Below are 14,325 nucleotides of genomic sequence, written 5' to 3' on the forward strand. Positions count from 1 at the left end.
AGACCAGGCCGCCCATGGAGTGGGCAACGAGATAGCAGCGGAAGTCGGCCGGCTTGATCTTGTTGTCGGGGTTCTTGCAGACCAGGTCGCGTACCCGGGCGACCAGCTTGGACAACCCCTTGGCAAAGTCCTCGATCTCCGGCGTCTTGCCGCTGCCCAGATAGGAGGAAGCGGCGTCGTAATAGCGATAGATGACGATGCAGCGGTTGCCCAGCTTGTTGTCGGTCGGCTTGCCCAGGGAGTCGGCCTCCCACTCCGGGTCGACGATGTCGTAGCCGTCCTCGTAGACGTCCTTGTACTGGTACTCCGAGGCCAGCCGCACGACGGGCGACTCGAACACGTATTTGCGGGGCCTGTCGGTCTTGTTGGGCACGGCGCGGTACATCGTCGAGCCCAGGTTGAAGCCGCAGAAGGGGTCGGCCGTGGTCTCGTCGATCTCGCCGCGCGACATCGCATAGCCGCGCACGTAGATGATGGGATGGAAGGGGGTGTCGGGCGTGGGCATGGCGGCTTCCGAGCATTGGCGACGAAGGCAACCATAGCCCCAGCCGGGCGTTGTGAGGTGCCGTGGCGTCATCAGGGCTGAGGAGCAGACTGGCCCTGGGTTTTAATTGGCCGATGACTGCTTCTCACCCCGACCGTCCTTCACTGCGCCGCGAGCTGCTGGCCGCGCGCCGCGGCTTTGCGGCCAGCCCGGCCTTCCAGACCGCGCAGGCCGCGATCGCACTGGGCCTCCACGAGCTGCTGGCCCAGCTCGAGCCCGAACTGCTGGGCGTGTACTGGCCGCTGCCGGGCGAGTTCGACCCCGGCCCTCTGCCATTCGCGCGCGCGCTGCCGTTTGCGCGCCGTGAACCCGCTGAGATGGTCTATCGCCGCTGGGACGGCGGCGTACCCGCGGCCCAGGACGAATGTGGCATCGCCTCGTCGACCGGCGCGGTCGTCGTACCCGACGTCGTGCTGGTGCCCTGCGTCGGCTTCACGCGAGAGGGCTTTCGGCTGGGCTATGGCGGCGGCTATTTCGACCGTTGGCTGGCCGAACACCCGGGCGTGACGACCGTCGGCCTGGCCTGGTCGGCCGCAGAGACGCACTTCCCCGTCGAGGCGCATGACCGTGCGTTGACGCTGATCCTCACCGAGCGCGAGCTCCTCACTCCTGAGTAATTGGCGATGCACGATGGCATGACCCTGATCTCGACGCTGGCCGCTGCCTTTGGCCTGGCTCTGGTGCTGGGCCTGCTCGCGCAATGGGCGCGGCTGCCCGCGCTGGTCGGCTATCTGCTGGCTGGCGTGCTGATCGGGCCGCACACGCCGGGCTTTGTCGGCGACGTGCACCTGGCCCAGCAGCTGTCAGAGGTTGGCGTCATGCTGCTGATGTTCGGCGTGGGCCTGCACTTTTCGGTGCACGACCTGGTGTCGGTCAAGGGCATCGCGCTGCCCGGCGCGCTGGTGCAGATGGCCGCGGCGACGGCGATGGGCGCTGGCCTGGCGCACTGGTGGTGGGGCTGGGATCTGGGCGCGTCGCTGGTGTTCGGCCTGGCGCTGTCGGTGGCCAGCACGGTGGTGCTGCTGCGCGCGCTGGAGTCGCGCGAGCTGTTGCACACGGGCAATGGCCGCATCGCCGTGGGCTGGCTGGTGGTCGAAGACCTGGCCATGGTGGTGGCGCTGGTGCTGATGCCGGTGCTGAGCGGCCAGGGCGAAGGCGGCGGCAATCTGGCCTGGACCATCGCCAAGACGCTGCTCGCCGTCGCCGCCTTCATGGCCGTCATGCTGGTGGTGGGCCGGCGCCTGCTGCCGTGGATGCTGTGGCAGGTCAACCGCACCGGCTCGCGCGAGTTGTTCACGCTGGCCACCGTGGCCGCGGCCGTGGGGCTGGCCGTGGGTGCGGCGGCGCTGTTCGGCGTCAGCGTGGCGCTGGGGGCCTTCTTCGCGGGCCTGGTGCTGCGCGAGTCGGCCTTCAGCGAGCGCGCGGCCCACGAGAGCCTGCCGCTGCGCGACGCCTTCGCCGTGCTGTTCTTCGTTGCGGTGGGCATGCTGTTCGACCCGCGCATCCTCGTCGAGCAGCCGTTGGCGGTGCTGGCGACGGTGGCCATCATCCTGGTCGGCAAGACGTTCGCCGCCGGCGCGCTGGTGCTGCTGCTGCGCTATCCGCTGTCGACCGCGCTGACGGTGGCGGTCAGCCTGGCGCAGATCGGTGAATTCAGCTTCATTCTGATGGGGCTGGGGCAGAGCCTCAACCTGATTCCCCCCGAGGCGACCAGCCTCGTCGTCGCGGGTGCCATCGTTTCCATCGCGTTGAACCCGGTGCTGTTCTCGGGCGTCGAGCCTCTGCGCCGCTGGGTGCTGAAGCGTTCGGCCTGGGCACGCAAGCTGGAGGCACGTGACGACCCGCTGGCCGAGCTGCCGGCCGACACGCCCGTAAGCGCGCTGGCGGGCCAGGTGGTGCTGGTCGGGCACGGGTCGCTGGGTACGGCCCTGCATGACGAGCTGGGAAGCCGGCCGCTCGTCGTCATCGACCGCGATCGCGAGGTCGTCGAGAAGCTGCGTGCCGCCGGCCACGCGGCCGTGCTTGGCGACGCCAGCGAGGCCATGACGCTGGTGCAGGCCCACATTGCCCAGGCGGATTGGTTGGTAGTGGCCGTGACTGATGTGCGGGTCGTGCCGGCCATGCTGGCCACGGCGCGCCAGCTCAATCCCGGGCTGCGCTGTGCCGTCGTCGCCCAAACGCCGGAAGAGGCGCGGTGGCTGGAAGATGCCGGCGTCAACCATGTGCTGCGTTCGCAGCAGGCGCTGGCACAGGCGCTCGCTCGGGTCGTGGCCGCCTAGGCTTTCTGCTTGCCGCCAAAGGCCGCATACAGGCCCAGGGCGAAGTACACCAGCGCCGACACATAGCGCCCGCGGCCGCTGGCGCCGCGCAGCAGCGGCTTCATCCAGCCGGCCAGCAGCGCATAGCCGCTGTCCGTCACCGCGGCGACCGCGACGAAGAGGATGCTCAGCGTCAAGGCTTGCGCGGCCTGCGAGCCCTCAGGGTGCAGGAACTGCGGGATGAAGGCGGCGAAGAACAGCGTCGTCTTGGGGTTGAGCAGCGCGACGAAGAAGCCGTCGCGGAAGAGCTTGCGTGGCTCGGCGGGTGCAGGCGGCGTGCCGTCAGCCACTGCGGCCGGGTGGCGCAGGGCCTGGATGCCAAGGTAGACGAGATAGGCCGCGCCGGCCCAGCGCACAGCGGTGAAGGCCAGCGACGACGCTGCGAACAGCGCCGCCAGGCCGATGGACGCGCCGACCGCATTCGTCAAATTGCCGAGGGCGACGCCGGCGACCGACGCAAGGCCTGCCGTGCGCCCCTGCGCCAGCGTGCGCGCGACGATGAAGACGACGCCGGGGCCTGGTGTCAGCGCGAGCACCAGGGTGGCGATCAGGAAGGCGTAGAGGGCGGCGCCGGTGGGCAGCATGGGTGTCTCCTCAGATCCGCTTCGAAGCCATGAAGCGCGGGTTGCGCAGCAAGGCCGCCGAGATCAGTGACACCAGCAGGCCGACCGGCACGATCTCGGCCATGGTCATCGGGAAGCGGAACAGCGGGTTGGCGTAGTTGCGCTTGAACTCGTCCATCTCGGCGGCGAGCTTGGCCAGCTCGGCCTCGGGCAGGCCCTTGGCCTTGTTCTGCGCGAGATACATCTTGGCCCACTCGGTGCCGAAGTCCATCTTGGTGACGGCCAGCGTCACCTCCCAGGCGGCCGCATAGACGACGCCTGCGACGAGGCTGATGGCCAGGCCCAGCGCGAAGGCGGGCCAGAAACGGATGACGCCGCCAAGTTCGTCGTCACGGCGGCGCTTGATGGCGACGAAGATCAGGCTCAGCGCGATCAGCATCAGCGTGTAGCCGATGACCATGCCGTGAGCCGGCGGCGCCCCGCGGTTCAGGATGAGCAGGGCGAACAGCGGCACGCCTGCAGCCAAGCCGGCGGCGACGCCGAAGGACAGGATGGTTTTCAGCATGGGCCGATGTTCAGACCGGCCCGGCCGGCAGCGCAACAGGTCAGACCCCCGCCACCTGTGCCCGCGTGATGGCAGCCTGCTCGCGCACCCAGTCCGCAAACTGCTGCACCTCGGGCCGGCGCGCCGCGTTCGGGCCCAGCATCATCCAGTAGCTGAACGGGCAGCCCAGCCGCCCGGCCTTGCCGAAGGGCTCGACGAGCTCGCCGCGCGTCAGATGTTCGTGCACCAGGGGCAGGCGGGCCAGCGCCACACCCTGACCGGTCAGCGCGGCCTGCACCTGCTGGTAGGTGAAGTTCAGGTACAGCCAGCGGCGCGGCTGCAGGTCGTGCTCCCCCATCTCGGTCAGCCAGCGACGCCAGCTCAGGAACTCGGCGCTGGGGCGGGCGTCGTCTTCTTCGGCCAGCGCATGGCCGGCGAGGTCGGCGGCGCGCTTCAGCGGCGCCGGTGGGTTCTGCAGATACCAGGGGCTGACGCAGGGCGACAGCAGTTCCTCGAAGAGCTGCTCGGCGTCCGCCGGCACCGAGGGGCGGTCGTCATAGCGCAGCGCCAGGTCGCTTTCGCCGTCCTCCAGGTCGACCTTGCGGTCATAGGCCGACACGCGGATGTCGATGTCGGCATGCTCACGCTGGAAGGCCTCCATGCGCGGGATCAGCCACAGCGATGCGAAGGACGCAAAGGTGCTGACGTTGACGACGCGCCGGCCGCGCGAGCGGCGGATCTGGCGCACGGTCTGGTCCAGCCTTGAGAGCACGGCCACGGCGGTGGGCAGCAGCACAGCACCGTCGCTGGACAGCTCCACCTTGCGCGTGCCGCGCAGGAAGAGCACGCAGCCGATCTCCTCCTCCAGCGACTGGATCTGCCGGCTGATGGCGGACTGAGTCAGGCTCAGTTCCTCGGCCGCCGCGCGGAAGGACAGCAGGCGGGCGACGGCCTCGAAGGCGCGCAGCGGACCGATGGACAGGGGTCTTTGGCGGACTGGTTGCTTCGGCTGATTCATGCGTGAATGGTATCAATCGGCGCCGCGGAGTCATTGGACCGCCTTGGGTGAAATAAGCAGAATCCCTGACATCAACCCAGGAGTCTCATCATGAGCGACGCGCAATCTGTTTGGCATTTGGACGGTGGCCGGGCCATGACCTTGGCCGGTGGCGCCGAGTCTCGCCGCCTGGCGGTGGCCCGTGGCCGCGTCTGGCTGACACTGTCGGGCACCCCCGACGAGCCGGCCGAAGACAAGTGGCTGGAGGCTGGCGAGGCCGTGGCGCTGGCGCCGGGCCAGACGGCGGTGCTGGAAGGCTGGCCCGCCGCCGACTTCGAGCTGCTGGTGCCGCCGGTGTCAGCCTCGGCGAGCCGTGGTTTTCTTGGTCGCCGGTTTTTTGGCGGCTGATTTCTTGGCCGCGGGCTTTGCACCAACCGCTGATTTCTTCCTGRCCACGGGCTTCGCGGCCTTGGCGTTGGCGGCACGCAAAGCCGCCTCGAGCGCCAGCCGCGCCCAGGGCAGCATCAGCGCAGGTGATTCCAGCGTCTCCTCGGGCGGCTGGTAGTAGCTCATCACCTGACGCTCGCCGTTCTTGGTCCCGTAGCTGAAGGGCTCGCAGCCGGCCGCGACGAAACGCTCGCGCGACACGTCATCGGTCTTCAGATAGAGCTGGTTGTCGATGACCAGGGCCATGAACAAGCCGTCCACATAGATGCCGTGGCCGCCGAACATGCGGCGCGGCCGCACCGGGCCGAGGGGCTGCAGCAGCTCGACGCAGAGCTCAATGAAGGCGTCCATGCGTGATCAGCCCTTCCAGGTGAACGGGAAGTGCAGCTGGCGCAGGAAGCCGTCGGGCACATAGTCACCCAGCACGCCGTAGTGCTCCGGCCATTTGCGATCCGACTGCACGGCGGTGCCGAACAGGTGGTCAAGAAAGGCGAAGTGAGCCGCGTAGTTCTTGTCCAGCGCCTCCTGGTCCTGCGAGTGGTGCCAGTGGTGGAAGTTGGGCGTCACGATGAGGTAGCGCAGCGGCCCCAGGCGCACGCTGACGTTGGCGTGGTTGAACACCGCCTGGAAGCCGACGACGACGATGTAGGCGTCGATGACTTCCTTGCTGAAGCCCAGCACGAAGATGGGTGCCAGCACCAGGGTGCGCGTGATGATGAGCTCCAGGATGTGTTGGCGCGAGCCGGCCAGCCAGTCCATGCTCTTCACGCTGTGGTGCACCGCGTGCAGGCGCCACAGCGTCGGCACCTCGTGATAGGCCCGGTGCGTCCAGTACTGCACCAGGTCGGCCACCAGGACGATGAGGAAGAGGGCGACGGGGAAGGGCAGGCCCTGCACCCAGCCCTGGATGCCGTCCTTGGCCGCCCAGCCGAAGAACTTGTGCACCAGGAGATTGGTGGCCAGCATCACGAAGCCCACGGCCAGGTGGTTGACGATGAAGTGGTGGAAATCCGTCTGCCACTCGGGGCGGAACACCGGCTGGTCACGGCGCAGCGCGAACAGCTTCTCGATGAAGACGAAAATCAGCGTCGAGCCCAGCAGGTCGAGGATGAACCAGTCCAGGCCGACATAGGGCGTGTGGTCGGGGAAGTTCGGGTCCACCTCGACCTTGTGCCCGCCCAGCGCCAATGCCAGGCCCAGCAGCACGAAGGTCCACAGCGCCAGCCAGCGCATGCGGCTGAACACGATGTTGAACAGCGCCAGCCCGCCGGACAGCACCAAGGCCCAGTACAGCAGGCGCCGGATCACGTCGACGTCGTAGGACTGGCGCAACTGCGGCGTCGTCAGGTATTCGRGGAAGTGGAAGGCCAGCACGCCGAGGAAGCACAGGATGGCCAGCGTGAGCGCGATGACGCCGCTGATCATGCCGCGGCCCGGCTTGAGCGCCCCGCTTGATTCGCTGAGCTGGTTGAGCTTGTTCAGCACTGGTGGTTCTCCCTGCGTTTCCGTTGGGTCGGGACTCTAGCGAGGTCGGCGCTTGGCCCACAATGGCCAGATTCACAGGTCCGGAAGAAAGCCACGCTCTTGGACGCCAACGACCGCGCCGCCATCCGGCACAAGCTGATCGAACAACGGCTGGCCCTGCCCAACCGCCTGGACCTGGCCGCCGAGCTGCAGGAGGTGCTGAGCGTCTGGCTGCTGCGCCGGCGCGAGACCACCATCGGTGCCTACTGGCCCATCAAGGGTGAGTTCGACCCCCTGCCCACCCTTTACCGATGGGGTGAGAACCACCCCCATCGCCGCATCGGCCTGCCGGTGGTGGACAAGGTGCACGGCACGCTGCGCTTTCATGTCTGGTACCCCGGCTGCCCGATGGAGGAAGACGCCTTCCACATCCCCAAGCCCAAGGACACCGAGGAGTTCAAGCCCCAGCTGATGCTGGTGCCCTGCCTGGGCTTCGGACCTGCCGGCCTGCGGCTGGGCTATGGCGGTGGCTTCATGGACAAGACGCTGGCGGAGATGGATCCCAGGCCGGCGGCTGTTGGGATCGGCTATGCGCATGGCTTTTTGCCGTTGTTGAAGCCGAGTCAGCTGGATGTGGCGTTGGATGCAATGTTGACGGAGGAGGGGGTGGTCTGGGACAAGGACGGCTGAGGCAGCGGGCATCTCGATTGCCGGGGTGCTCTGCCGCAGAATGGCTGCCTCGCAACCCCTGCCCAAGCCCGCCATGCGTACCCTCCTGCTGACCGTCGCCCTGTCCCTGGGCTGCGCCGCTGCCTTTGCCGCCGCCAAGCCCTGCGACGAACTCAAGGCCGAGATCGCCGCCAAGCTCGATGAGAAGGGCGTCAAGGGCTATGAGATCGCCGTCGTCGACAGCGACAAGGTCGGAGAGGCCAAGGTCATCGGCAGCTGTGACGGCGGCGCGAAGAAGTTGACCTACGTGCGCAAGTGAGGGCCAGGGCATGAGCCTCTATCTAGACCACCTCGCCGCGCTTAAGCAGCACGCCGAATCGGCACTTGAGCGCACCGGCTTCGACACGCTGCTGATCGCTTCCGGCATCGAGAAATACGCCTTCCTCGACGACCGGCCCTATCTCTTCCAGGCCAACCCACATTTCAAGCACTGGCTGCCGCTGACCAACCACCCGCATTCCTGGCTGGCCGTGCGCCCGGGCAGGAAGCTGCGCGTCGTCTACTACCAGCCCGACGACTACTGGCATGTGCCGCCCAGCGCGCCGAGCGGCGAGTGGGTGGATGCGGTCGAGCTGGTCGTCATTCGCGAGCCCGAAGAGGCCGCCACCGCGCTGGCTGACTGCGTCACGCCGCGCACGGCCATCATCGGTGAGGCCGATGCCGCGCTGTCCGGCATCACGCCCAACAACCCCGAGACCCTGCTGAACCTGCTGCACTGGGCCCGCGGCGTGAAGAGCCCTTATGAGCTGGAACAGATGCGCGCCGCCCAGCGCCGCGCCGTGCCCGGCCACAGCGCCGCCCGCGCCGCCTTCCTGCGTGGCGAGAGCGAGGCCGGCATCCACCGCGCCTATCTCGTCGCCACCGGCCACACCGACCGCGACCTGCCCTACACCAACATCGTCGGCCTCAACGAGCACGCCGCGGTGCTGCACTACCAGTACCAGGATGAAAGCCCGCCGGCTGAGTCGCGCAGCTTCCTCATCGACGCCGGCGCCCAGGTCAACGGCTATGCCAGCGACATCACCCGCACCTGGGCGGCGCCCGGCCACGGCGAGTTCGCGGCGCTGATCGCGGCCATGGAGCGTGAGCAGCTCGGCCTGGTCGACGAGGTGCGCGAGGGCGTCGACTACCGCGACATCCACCTCAGCACGCACCGCCGCATCGCCCGCGTGCTGCGCGAGGCCGGCATCGTCAACATGAGCGATGAGGCGATGGTGGCCGAAGGCGTCACCAAGCCCTTCTTCCCGCACGGCATCGGCCATCTGCTGGGCCTGCAGGTGCACGACGTCGGCGGCTTCATGGCCAACGAGGACGGCGGCGTGGCCGACAAGCCCGAAGGCCACCGCTACTTGCGGCTGACGCGGCCGATTCAGGCGGGCATGGTGGTCACCATCGAGCCGGGGCTGTACTTCATCCCGACGCTGTTGCGCCAGCTGCGCGCATCGCCGCAGGCGGCGCAGGTGGACTGGGACTGCGTTGACCGGCTGGCGCGCTACGGCGGCATCCGCATCGAGGATGACGTGGCCTGCCGCACGGCCGGCGAGGCGCCCGAGAACCTGACGCGGGACGCATTCGCGTTGGTGTGATGAACCTCTCGATGGTGCTGCTGGCCGGCGCGCTCGCGCTGCCCGCCAGCGCGCCACCGCCCGAGGCCCAGCTCGGCCGCGTCGAGGTGCAGGGCGAAGCTGCCACGGCGCGCGAGAGGAAGACGCTGGGCCAGCTCTTCAAGGCCGAGTCGTTGTTCGACAAACACCATGCCCTCGCGCCGGCCGCGGCGCTGAAGTTCAAGGTCTATGCGCGCACTCAGGCCGAGACGACGCAAGCGCTCGAACTGGGCCTGATGACGCGCGGTGGCCGCCAGCCGGTGGTGCTGGATGCCGAGGACCGTTTCGTCGTCGACCCGACGTGGCACGCGCTCGATGAGCGCACCGAGGTGCGCAGCCGTCTGGCCGATGGCCGTGTGACCTGGCGGCCCGACATCCGCACGCCCGGCGTGCCCGAGGGCGAGCGACGGTTGGGTGACCTGCGGCTGCAATGCCGCGTTGCCTTCGGTAGCGGCGTCGCACGAGGTACCGATTTCTTTGGCGGCCTGTTCTCCTTCGCCTTCGACGATTGCTGGGACCGCGACTGGAGCCCGAGCAATTTCGCCGACCGGCCCATCTTTGCCGTGACGCTGGTGCACGGCGAGCGTCGCCTGACCCTCAGCGCACGCCTGCTGCACGGCCTGCGCGACGACGGCGGGCCCGACTACGACTGGGGCTACTCGCTGCGTGAGCGCATGTTCCGCCTGCCGATGGGCGACGCCAGCTGGCCGGACGACACGCGCGTCGTCTTCGAGGCCATGGACGATCCGCCTTCGCCGCCCGAGGCGGAACTGCAGGCGCTCAAGAGCGGATGGGCACAGGAGGCGCTGACGCTCGCGCCCGGCCTGACGCCTGCCGAGGTCGCGCAGCGCCTGGGGCCGGCCAGCGACGACACGCGTTTCGAGTCGGGCCGGCGGTTGCGGCGCCATCTGCATGAGATCAGGACGCCGACCGGCCCGGTGCAGCTGGAACTGGTCAGCCTCTACGATGCCAGCGACCGGCTGCTGAAGTCGTCGCTGCGGCGGCTCGCCCCACCACGACCTAAGTGACCGGCGGCAGCGACCGCGGCAGGTCGAACCACGGCAGCACGCTGCTCTCGAAGCGCGTCAGTGCACAGATGCGCTCGCCCGCCAGCGTCATCACGAACAGGCCGGCGCCATGGCGGATGCCGTTGGGCGCGAGGACGTAGGCACCGAAGGCCGGCTGGCCATTGGCCCGCGTCGGCAGCAGCGTGAAGCGCCGGCCGGCGCCGTAGATGCTGGCGAAGAAGCGCGTGGCGGCGTCCAGGCCTTCGTACTCCAGCGGCATCGGCGGCATGGAGACAAACACGTCGTCGGTCAGCAGGGCCACCAAGGCGTCGAGGTTGCCGGTCTCGTAGGCCTGGGTGAACTTCGCGGTGATGGCCGTCTCCGCTGGCGAGCCGATCACAGGAGGTGCGGCGCGGCCCGTCGGCTGGCGGCGCTGCAGGCCGGCGCGGGCCCGCTTCAGCGCGCTGGTCACCGACTCCAGCGTCGCATCCAGCATGTTGGCCACCTCGTTGGCGCTGAAGCCGAGCACATCGCGCAGGATCAGCACGGCCAGCTGTCGCGGCGGCAGCAGCTGCAGGGCGGTGACGAAGGCCAGCGAGATGGATTCGCTGCGCTCGTAGACGGTGTGCGGGCCGGGCGCCACGTCGATGACGCCGTCCAGCAGCTCGTCGGGATAGGGCTCCAGCCACACCACCTCGCCGAGCCGGGTCGGCTCGGGCGGTTCGATGTTGGGCACGTCCCAGGCCTTGGTCGGCCGCCGGCTGGCGGTGCGGCGCAGGTTCAGGCAGCGGTTCGTTGCGATCTGGTAGAGCCAGGTGCGCAGCGACGCGCGGCCTTCGAAGCCATCCAGGCCCTGCCAGGCCGCCAGCAGCGTGTCCTGCAGCGCGTCCTCGGCGTCCTGGAAATTGCCGAGCATTCGGTAGCAWTGCAGTTGCAGCTCGCGCCGGTAGGGCGCGAGCGCCTCGCGGAAGGCGTCGCCGTCGCCGGCCCGCGCCTTGTCGATCAAGTCCGGATTCACCCTGTCCATCGGTGCCTCGCTTCGTGGATTGATTGTCTTCATCCCTGTAGACACCGGCGGGCGCCGGAACTGGGCGGTCCCCGAGCGCCGCCCAGTTTGCTGATGTCGTGGTGTCTACAGCAGTGACGGGATCCCCCGTCGCCAGCCGTTGAGTTGCGGCTGGCCATCCATGCTGAAAGGAAGCGACATGCTGTTGAAGAACAAGGTAGCGGTGATCTATGGCGCCGCTGGCGCCATCGGTGGGGCCGTTGCGCGTGCGTTCGCGAAGGAGGGTGCCGAGGTCTTTGTGACGGGCCGCCAGCTTGGCGGCGTGCAAGCCCTGGCTGGCCAGATCGAGTCGGCGGGCGGGTCCGCCCATGCTGCGGAGGTGGACGCGCTTGACGAGCAAGCTATTGACCGGCATTTGCAGGCGGTGGTCGAACAGGCAGGGCACCTGGACATCTCGTTCAACGCCGCGGGGTTCTCGAACGTGATGGCCCTGGGCGTGCCGCTGGTGGAACTGGGCCTGGCGCAGTTCTCCGCCCCGGTCGTCGACTACGCCAGGTCTTACTTTCTGACGGCGCGGCTTGCGGCGCGGCGCATGGTAGCGGCCAAGTCAGGCGTCATCATGACCGTCACTGCGCTGCCGGGGCGCACCGGCACGGCGCTGAACGGCGGCTATGGTGCCRCGCAAGCCGCCAAGGAGGCGCTGACGCGGGACCTGTCCACCGAACTGGCGCCGCATGGCATCCGCGTCGTCGGCCTGCGCCCGCATGGCATGCCCGAGACCCAGGTGATGAAGGAAGCCTTCGAGCTCAAGGCCGCGCGAATGGGCATGACGTGGGAGCAGTTCCAGGCCTTCCTCGCCAATTGGAGCCACCCGAAACGCGTCATGAGGCTCGAGGAAGTGGCGCAGATGGCCGTGTTCCTGGCCTCCGACAAGGCAAGCGGCATGACGGGCACGACCGTCAATCTGACGATGGGCGGCGCCTCTGATTAGGGATTTGGATCTCCGTACTGCACGCCGCGGCCATGCGTGCCGACGTACACGCGGCCAAACACCTTGGGGTCGCCGCTGATCTGCAGGATCAGGCCCCACTGGTGCGCGTCGTCGTTGATGCGCCGCCAGCTCGCTGCACTGTCGGCCGACCGGAAGATGCCGTATTGGCCGGAGACGACACCGACGAGGTAGAGGGCCGGCTCGGCTGAGCCTGGCGACGCGCGGCCAAAGCCGAAGGCGTGGATCTGCGTGACGGCGGGCTGCCGCTTGAAGCCTTTGCCATCACCGGCGCGGTACAGGCCGTGGTAGGCCGCGAGCCACAGGTCGCCCTCGCGGCCGGGCGTGGCGTAGAGCCTGTCCTGGCCGCCGCGGTGGTCGCCGCGGTCGCCGCCGTCGTGGTTGCGCGGCGCGGGGCGTTCGACGGCACCSTCGGGCAGGGCCAGCGGCCGGGCGCTGAAGGTCTTGCCGCCGTCGTCACTCGCGTACAGCTTGTCGTCGAACAGCGCCATTGCGTGGAAGCGGCGCGGGTTCACGCGGTCGGCAACGACACGGGTGCCGGCGGGCAGGCCCTGCGCCGCGGTCCACGTGTCGCCGCGGTCGTGGCTGACATGGGGCTGCCCACCCTTCGGTGTCCAGACCCAGGCCTTGCCATCCGCAGACACGGCGATGAAGCCGTCGCCGGACTTGGGGTCGGGCACGGCGGCCGGCTCACGCCAGGTCTTGCCGCCGTCCAGCGAATAGCCCAGGTTTTTGCCGATGCGTGCATGGCCGATGCGCACGATGACCTCGGGCGCCAGCTCGGCGCCGGTCACGTCGTGCGTGTTGCCGAAGAAGGGCGGCTTGGGGTTGCCGGGTGCGGGCACGTCGAGGTCGGCATGGACGAAGCCCGAGTAGTCACCGATGGCCGTGACGAGCGGGACGCCCTGGGTCGGGCTGTGCAGCGCCAGGGCCACGGTCTCCTCGATGCCGGTGCTCATGACCTGCCAATGCGTGGGCTTGGCGTTGTCGGCCTGGGTCAGGTCCAGCGTTTCCCAGCCGCCATAGCCGGTGGTGAAGAGGGCATGGTCGGGGTTGGCGGGGTTGATCTTGACGTCGTACATCCAGTGCACCGGCGTGTCGGCAACGTAAGGCGCGGCGGCGGCGTCGAACTTCGCAGCGAGGAACGGCGGCTTCCACGTCGCGCCGCCATCGGTGCTGCGAAAGAGCTGGTCGCCCCCGCCGCGGCCGACCGTGCTGGCGAGCAGGCGCTGCGGGGTCGCGGCATCGACGGCGACGGTGGCATAACCGAAGGGGAGGGCGGCGCTGGGGCGCTCGGGCGTGATGTCGGCCCAAGCCTGCTTGGGGATGTCGTAGCGCCAGACCGCGCCGTCTTTCATACGGTGCGGGCCGGGGTCGCTGGCATAGGCGATGTAGAGCTTGCCGTCACTCGCGAGCGCGGCGCGCATCGGGCGGTACTGCGTCGGGGCACCGGGGATAGGCAGCCAGCTCGTGCCGGCATCGCGACTCACCCAAAGGCTGGGCCGGCCGATGACCGACACGCCCGCGTAGATCGTTCGGCTGGGCTGGCCGCGTGTGCCACTGCTCGGGTCGAAGAGCACGAAGTTGATCGTCGCCTTGCCGTCGCTGCCGCCCCAGCTGGGTGGCGGGCCGTCGGCCGCGTCGCGGCGCCAGGCCGAGTCGGGGAAAGCGTCCACGCGCTGGAAGCTCTTGGCTGCATCCGCGCTGCGCCACAGGCCGGCAAAGCGGCTGGCGAGGTAGAGCACGCGGCCGTCATTGGGGTCCACGGCCAGCCGCTCGCCATTGCCGCGGCCGCCCTCATTGCCGCCGAGCTTGAAGGGCAAGTCGGTGCGCTGGAAGGTGCGGCCGCGATCGTGTGAGCGCAGCACGGCGCCATTGGGCACGGCGGGGTTGGTGTAGGTGCCGCAAGCCAGATACAGGGCGTCGGAGTCGTTGGGGTCGACGGCCAGGCTCTCCACGCCCATCAGGTTGACTTCGCTCAGCGGCAACCAGTCCAACAGCGGCTGCCAGGGACCGGTGGCGGTGTCGCGGCGGTAGGCGCCGCCCATGTCGGTGCGGGCATAGGCCAGGCCCGGCACGGCGGGCTGGAAGAC

Annotated in this window: 16 protein-coding genes; 8 read left to right on the plus strand and 8 right to left on the minus strand. The window is 68.8% G+C overall.

Annotated elements, in window-relative coordinates; all coding sequences use genetic code 11:
- On the minus strand, nt 1-505 hold a 505-nt coding region (locus AC1DU6_RS07585; RefSeq protein ID WP_477856508.1), incomplete at its 3' end, for a lipase family protein.
- A 113-nt stretch (nt 506-618) separates the two neighbouring features.
- On the opposite strand from AC1DU6_RS07585, the gene AC1DU6_RS07590 reads away from it, so the two are divergent.
- Both AC1DU6_RS07590 and AC1DU6_RS07595 read left to right on the plus strand, forming a co-directional pair.
- Nucleotides 619-1,161 (plus strand): 5-formyltetrahydrofolate cyclo-ligase, encoded by a 543-nt coding sequence (locus AC1DU6_RS07590; protein WP_477856510.1) that lies wholly within the window; start codon nt 619-621, stop codon nt 1,159-1,161.
- Between the two features lie 6 nt (nt 1,162-1,167).
- Nucleotides 1,168-2,823 carry a cation:proton antiporter gene (locus AC1DU6_RS07595; RefSeq protein WP_477856512.1) on the plus strand — a complete coding sequence of 552 codons (1,656 nt, stop codon included), beginning with the start codon at nt 1,168-1,170 and terminating at the stop codon, nt 2,821-2,823.
- Here AC1DU6_RS07595 and AC1DU6_RS07600 read toward each other — a convergent pair.
- The 3 genes from AC1DU6_RS07600 to AC1DU6_RS07610 are packed head-to-tail and all read right to left on the minus strand — an operon-like array spanning nt 2,820 to nt 4,987.
- A complete protein-coding gene (locus AC1DU6_RS07600; RefSeq protein WP_457323064.1) occupies nt 2,820-3,446 on the minus strand; it encodes a LysE family translocator in 627 nt (208 codons plus the stop codon). The genes AC1DU6_RS07595 and AC1DU6_RS07600 overlap by 4 nt on opposite strands.
- Before the next feature lie 10 nt (nt 3,447-3,456).
- Nucleotides 3,457-3,990, minus strand: a complete 534-nt coding sequence (locus AC1DU6_RS07605; protein ID WP_457323065.1) for a DUF4199 domain-containing protein — start codon at nt 3,988-3,990, stop codon at nt 3,457-3,459.
- A gap of 40 nt (nt 3,991-4,030) precedes the next feature.
- A complete protein-coding gene (locus tag AC1DU6_RS07610) occupies nt 4,031-4,987 on the minus strand; it encodes a LysR substrate-binding domain-containing protein (RefSeq protein WP_457323066.1) in 957 nt (318 codons plus the stop codon).
- Between the two features lie 90 nt (nt 4,988-5,077).
- Here AC1DU6_RS07610 and AC1DU6_RS07615 point away from each other — a divergent pair, with 90 nt between their 5' ends.
- Entirely contained in the window at nt 5,078-5,374 is a 297-nt protein-coding gene (locus AC1DU6_RS07615) for a DUF2917 domain-containing protein (RefSeq protein ID WP_477856515.1), read from the plus strand.
- On the opposite strand, the gene AC1DU6_RS07620 is transcribed toward AC1DU6_RS07615, so the two are convergent.
- Complete coding sequence (locus AC1DU6_RS07620; protein ID WP_477856517.1) at nt 5,324-5,764, minus strand: TfoX/Sxy family protein; 441 nt, start codon at nt 5,762-5,764, stop codon at nt 5,324-5,326. The genes AC1DU6_RS07615 and AC1DU6_RS07620 overlap by 51 nt on opposite strands.
- Before the next feature lie 6 nt (nt 5,765-5,770).
- A complete protein-coding gene (locus tag AC1DU6_RS07625) occupies nt 5,771-6,898 on the minus strand; it encodes a sterol desaturase family protein (RefSeq protein WP_477856519.1) in 1,128 nt (375 codons plus the stop codon).
- Nucleotides 6,899-6,997: 99 nt separating this feature from the next.
- Between AC1DU6_RS07625 and AC1DU6_RS07630 the strand changes: the two genes are divergently transcribed.
- The 4 genes from AC1DU6_RS07630 (at nt 6,998) to AC1DU6_RS07645 (ending at nt 10,238) form a co-directional block, all read left to right on the plus strand.
- Nucleotides 6,998-7,567 (plus strand): 5-formyltetrahydrofolate cyclo-ligase, encoded by a 570-nt coding sequence (locus AC1DU6_RS07630; RefSeq protein ID WP_056192418.1) that lies wholly within the window; start codon nt 6,998-7,000, stop codon nt 7,565-7,567.
- Nucleotides 7,568-7,640: 73 nt separating this feature from the next.
- Nucleotides 7,641-7,865 (plus strand): DUF1161 domain-containing protein, encoded by a 225-nt coding sequence (locus AC1DU6_RS07635; RefSeq protein WP_457323070.1) that lies wholly within the window; start codon nt 7,641-7,643, stop codon nt 7,863-7,865.
- 10 nt (nt 7,866-7,875) lie between these two features.
- Nucleotides 7,876-9,192 (plus strand): Xaa-Pro dipeptidase, encoded by a 1,317-nt coding sequence (pepQ, locus tag AC1DU6_RS07640; protein ID WP_457323071.1) that lies wholly within the window; start codon nt 7,876-7,878, stop codon nt 9,190-9,192.
- The gene (locus AC1DU6_RS07645; RefSeq protein ID WP_457323072.1) at nt 9,192-10,238 is read left to right on the plus strand and encodes a hypothetical protein; all 1,047 of its coding nucleotides are present in this window, start codon (nt 9,192-9,194) and stop codon (nt 10,236-10,238) included. Before pepQ ends, AC1DU6_RS07645 begins: the two co-directional genes overlap by 1 nt.
- Here the strand turns inward: AC1DU6_RS07645 and AC1DU6_RS07650 are convergent.
- On the minus strand, nt 10,231-11,244 hold the full coding sequence (locus tag AC1DU6_RS07650) for a sigma-70 family RNA polymerase sigma factor (protein WP_477856522.1): 1,014 nt from the start codon (nt 11,242-11,244) through the stop codon (nt 10,231-10,233). The two genes, AC1DU6_RS07645 and AC1DU6_RS07650, sit on opposite strands and share 8 nt — an antisense overlap.
- A gap of 178 nt (nt 11,245-11,422) precedes the next feature.
- Here AC1DU6_RS07650 and AC1DU6_RS07655 point away from each other — a divergent pair, with 178 nt between their 5' ends.
- Nucleotides 11,423-12,214, plus strand: a complete 792-nt coding sequence (locus AC1DU6_RS07655; protein WP_477856524.1) for an SDR family NAD(P)-dependent oxidoreductase — start codon at nt 11,423-11,425, stop codon at nt 12,212-12,214.
- On the opposite strand, the gene AC1DU6_RS07660 is transcribed toward AC1DU6_RS07655, so the two are convergent.
- Nucleotides 12,211-14,325, minus strand: a 2,115-nt coding sequence (locus AC1DU6_RS07660) for a hypothetical protein (protein ID WP_477856526.1), incomplete at its 5' end; no start/stop codon positions are given. The two genes, AC1DU6_RS07655 and AC1DU6_RS07660, sit on opposite strands and share 4 nt — an antisense overlap.

This window comes from Roseateles sp. P5_B10 (assembly GCF_056400485.1).

Excerpts from the sequence above, each read along its gene's own strand:
- AC1DU6_RS07610 (WP_457323066.1), bottom strand. The coding sequence starts at position 4,987 with ATGAATCAGCCGAAGCAACCAGTCCGCCAAAGACCCCTGTCCATCGGT.
- AC1DU6_RS07645 (WP_457323072.1), top strand. The coding sequence starts at position 9,192 with ATGAACCTCTCGATGGTGCTGCTGGCCGGCGCGCTCGCGCTGCCCGCC.
- AC1DU6_RS07635 (WP_457323070.1), top strand. The coding sequence starts at position 7,641 with ATGCGTACCCTCCTGCTGACCGTCGCCCTGTCCCTGGGCTGCGCCGCT.
- AC1DU6_RS07590 (WP_477856510.1), top strand. The coding sequence starts at position 619 with ATGACTGCTTCTCACCCCGACCGTCCTTCACTGCGCCGCGAGCTGCTG.
- AC1DU6_RS07600 (WP_457323064.1), bottom strand. The coding sequence starts at position 3,446 with ATGCTGCCCACCGGCGCCGCCCTCTACGCCTTCCTGATCGCCACCCTG.
- AC1DU6_RS07605 (WP_457323065.1), bottom strand. The coding sequence starts at position 3,990 with ATGCTGAAAACCATCCTGTCCTTCGGCGTCGCCGCCGGCTTGGCTGCA.
- AC1DU6_RS07595 (WP_477856512.1), top strand. The coding sequence starts at position 1,168 with ATGCACGATGGCATGACCCTGATCTCGACGCTGGCCGCTGCCTTTGGC.
- AC1DU6_RS07615 (WP_477856515.1), top strand. The coding sequence starts at position 5,078 with ATGAGCGACGCGCAATCTGTTTGGCATTTGGACGGTGGCCGGGCCATG.
- pepQ (WP_457323071.1), top strand. The coding sequence starts at position 7,876 with ATGAGCCTCTATCTAGACCACCTCGCCGCGCTTAAGCAGCACGCCGAA.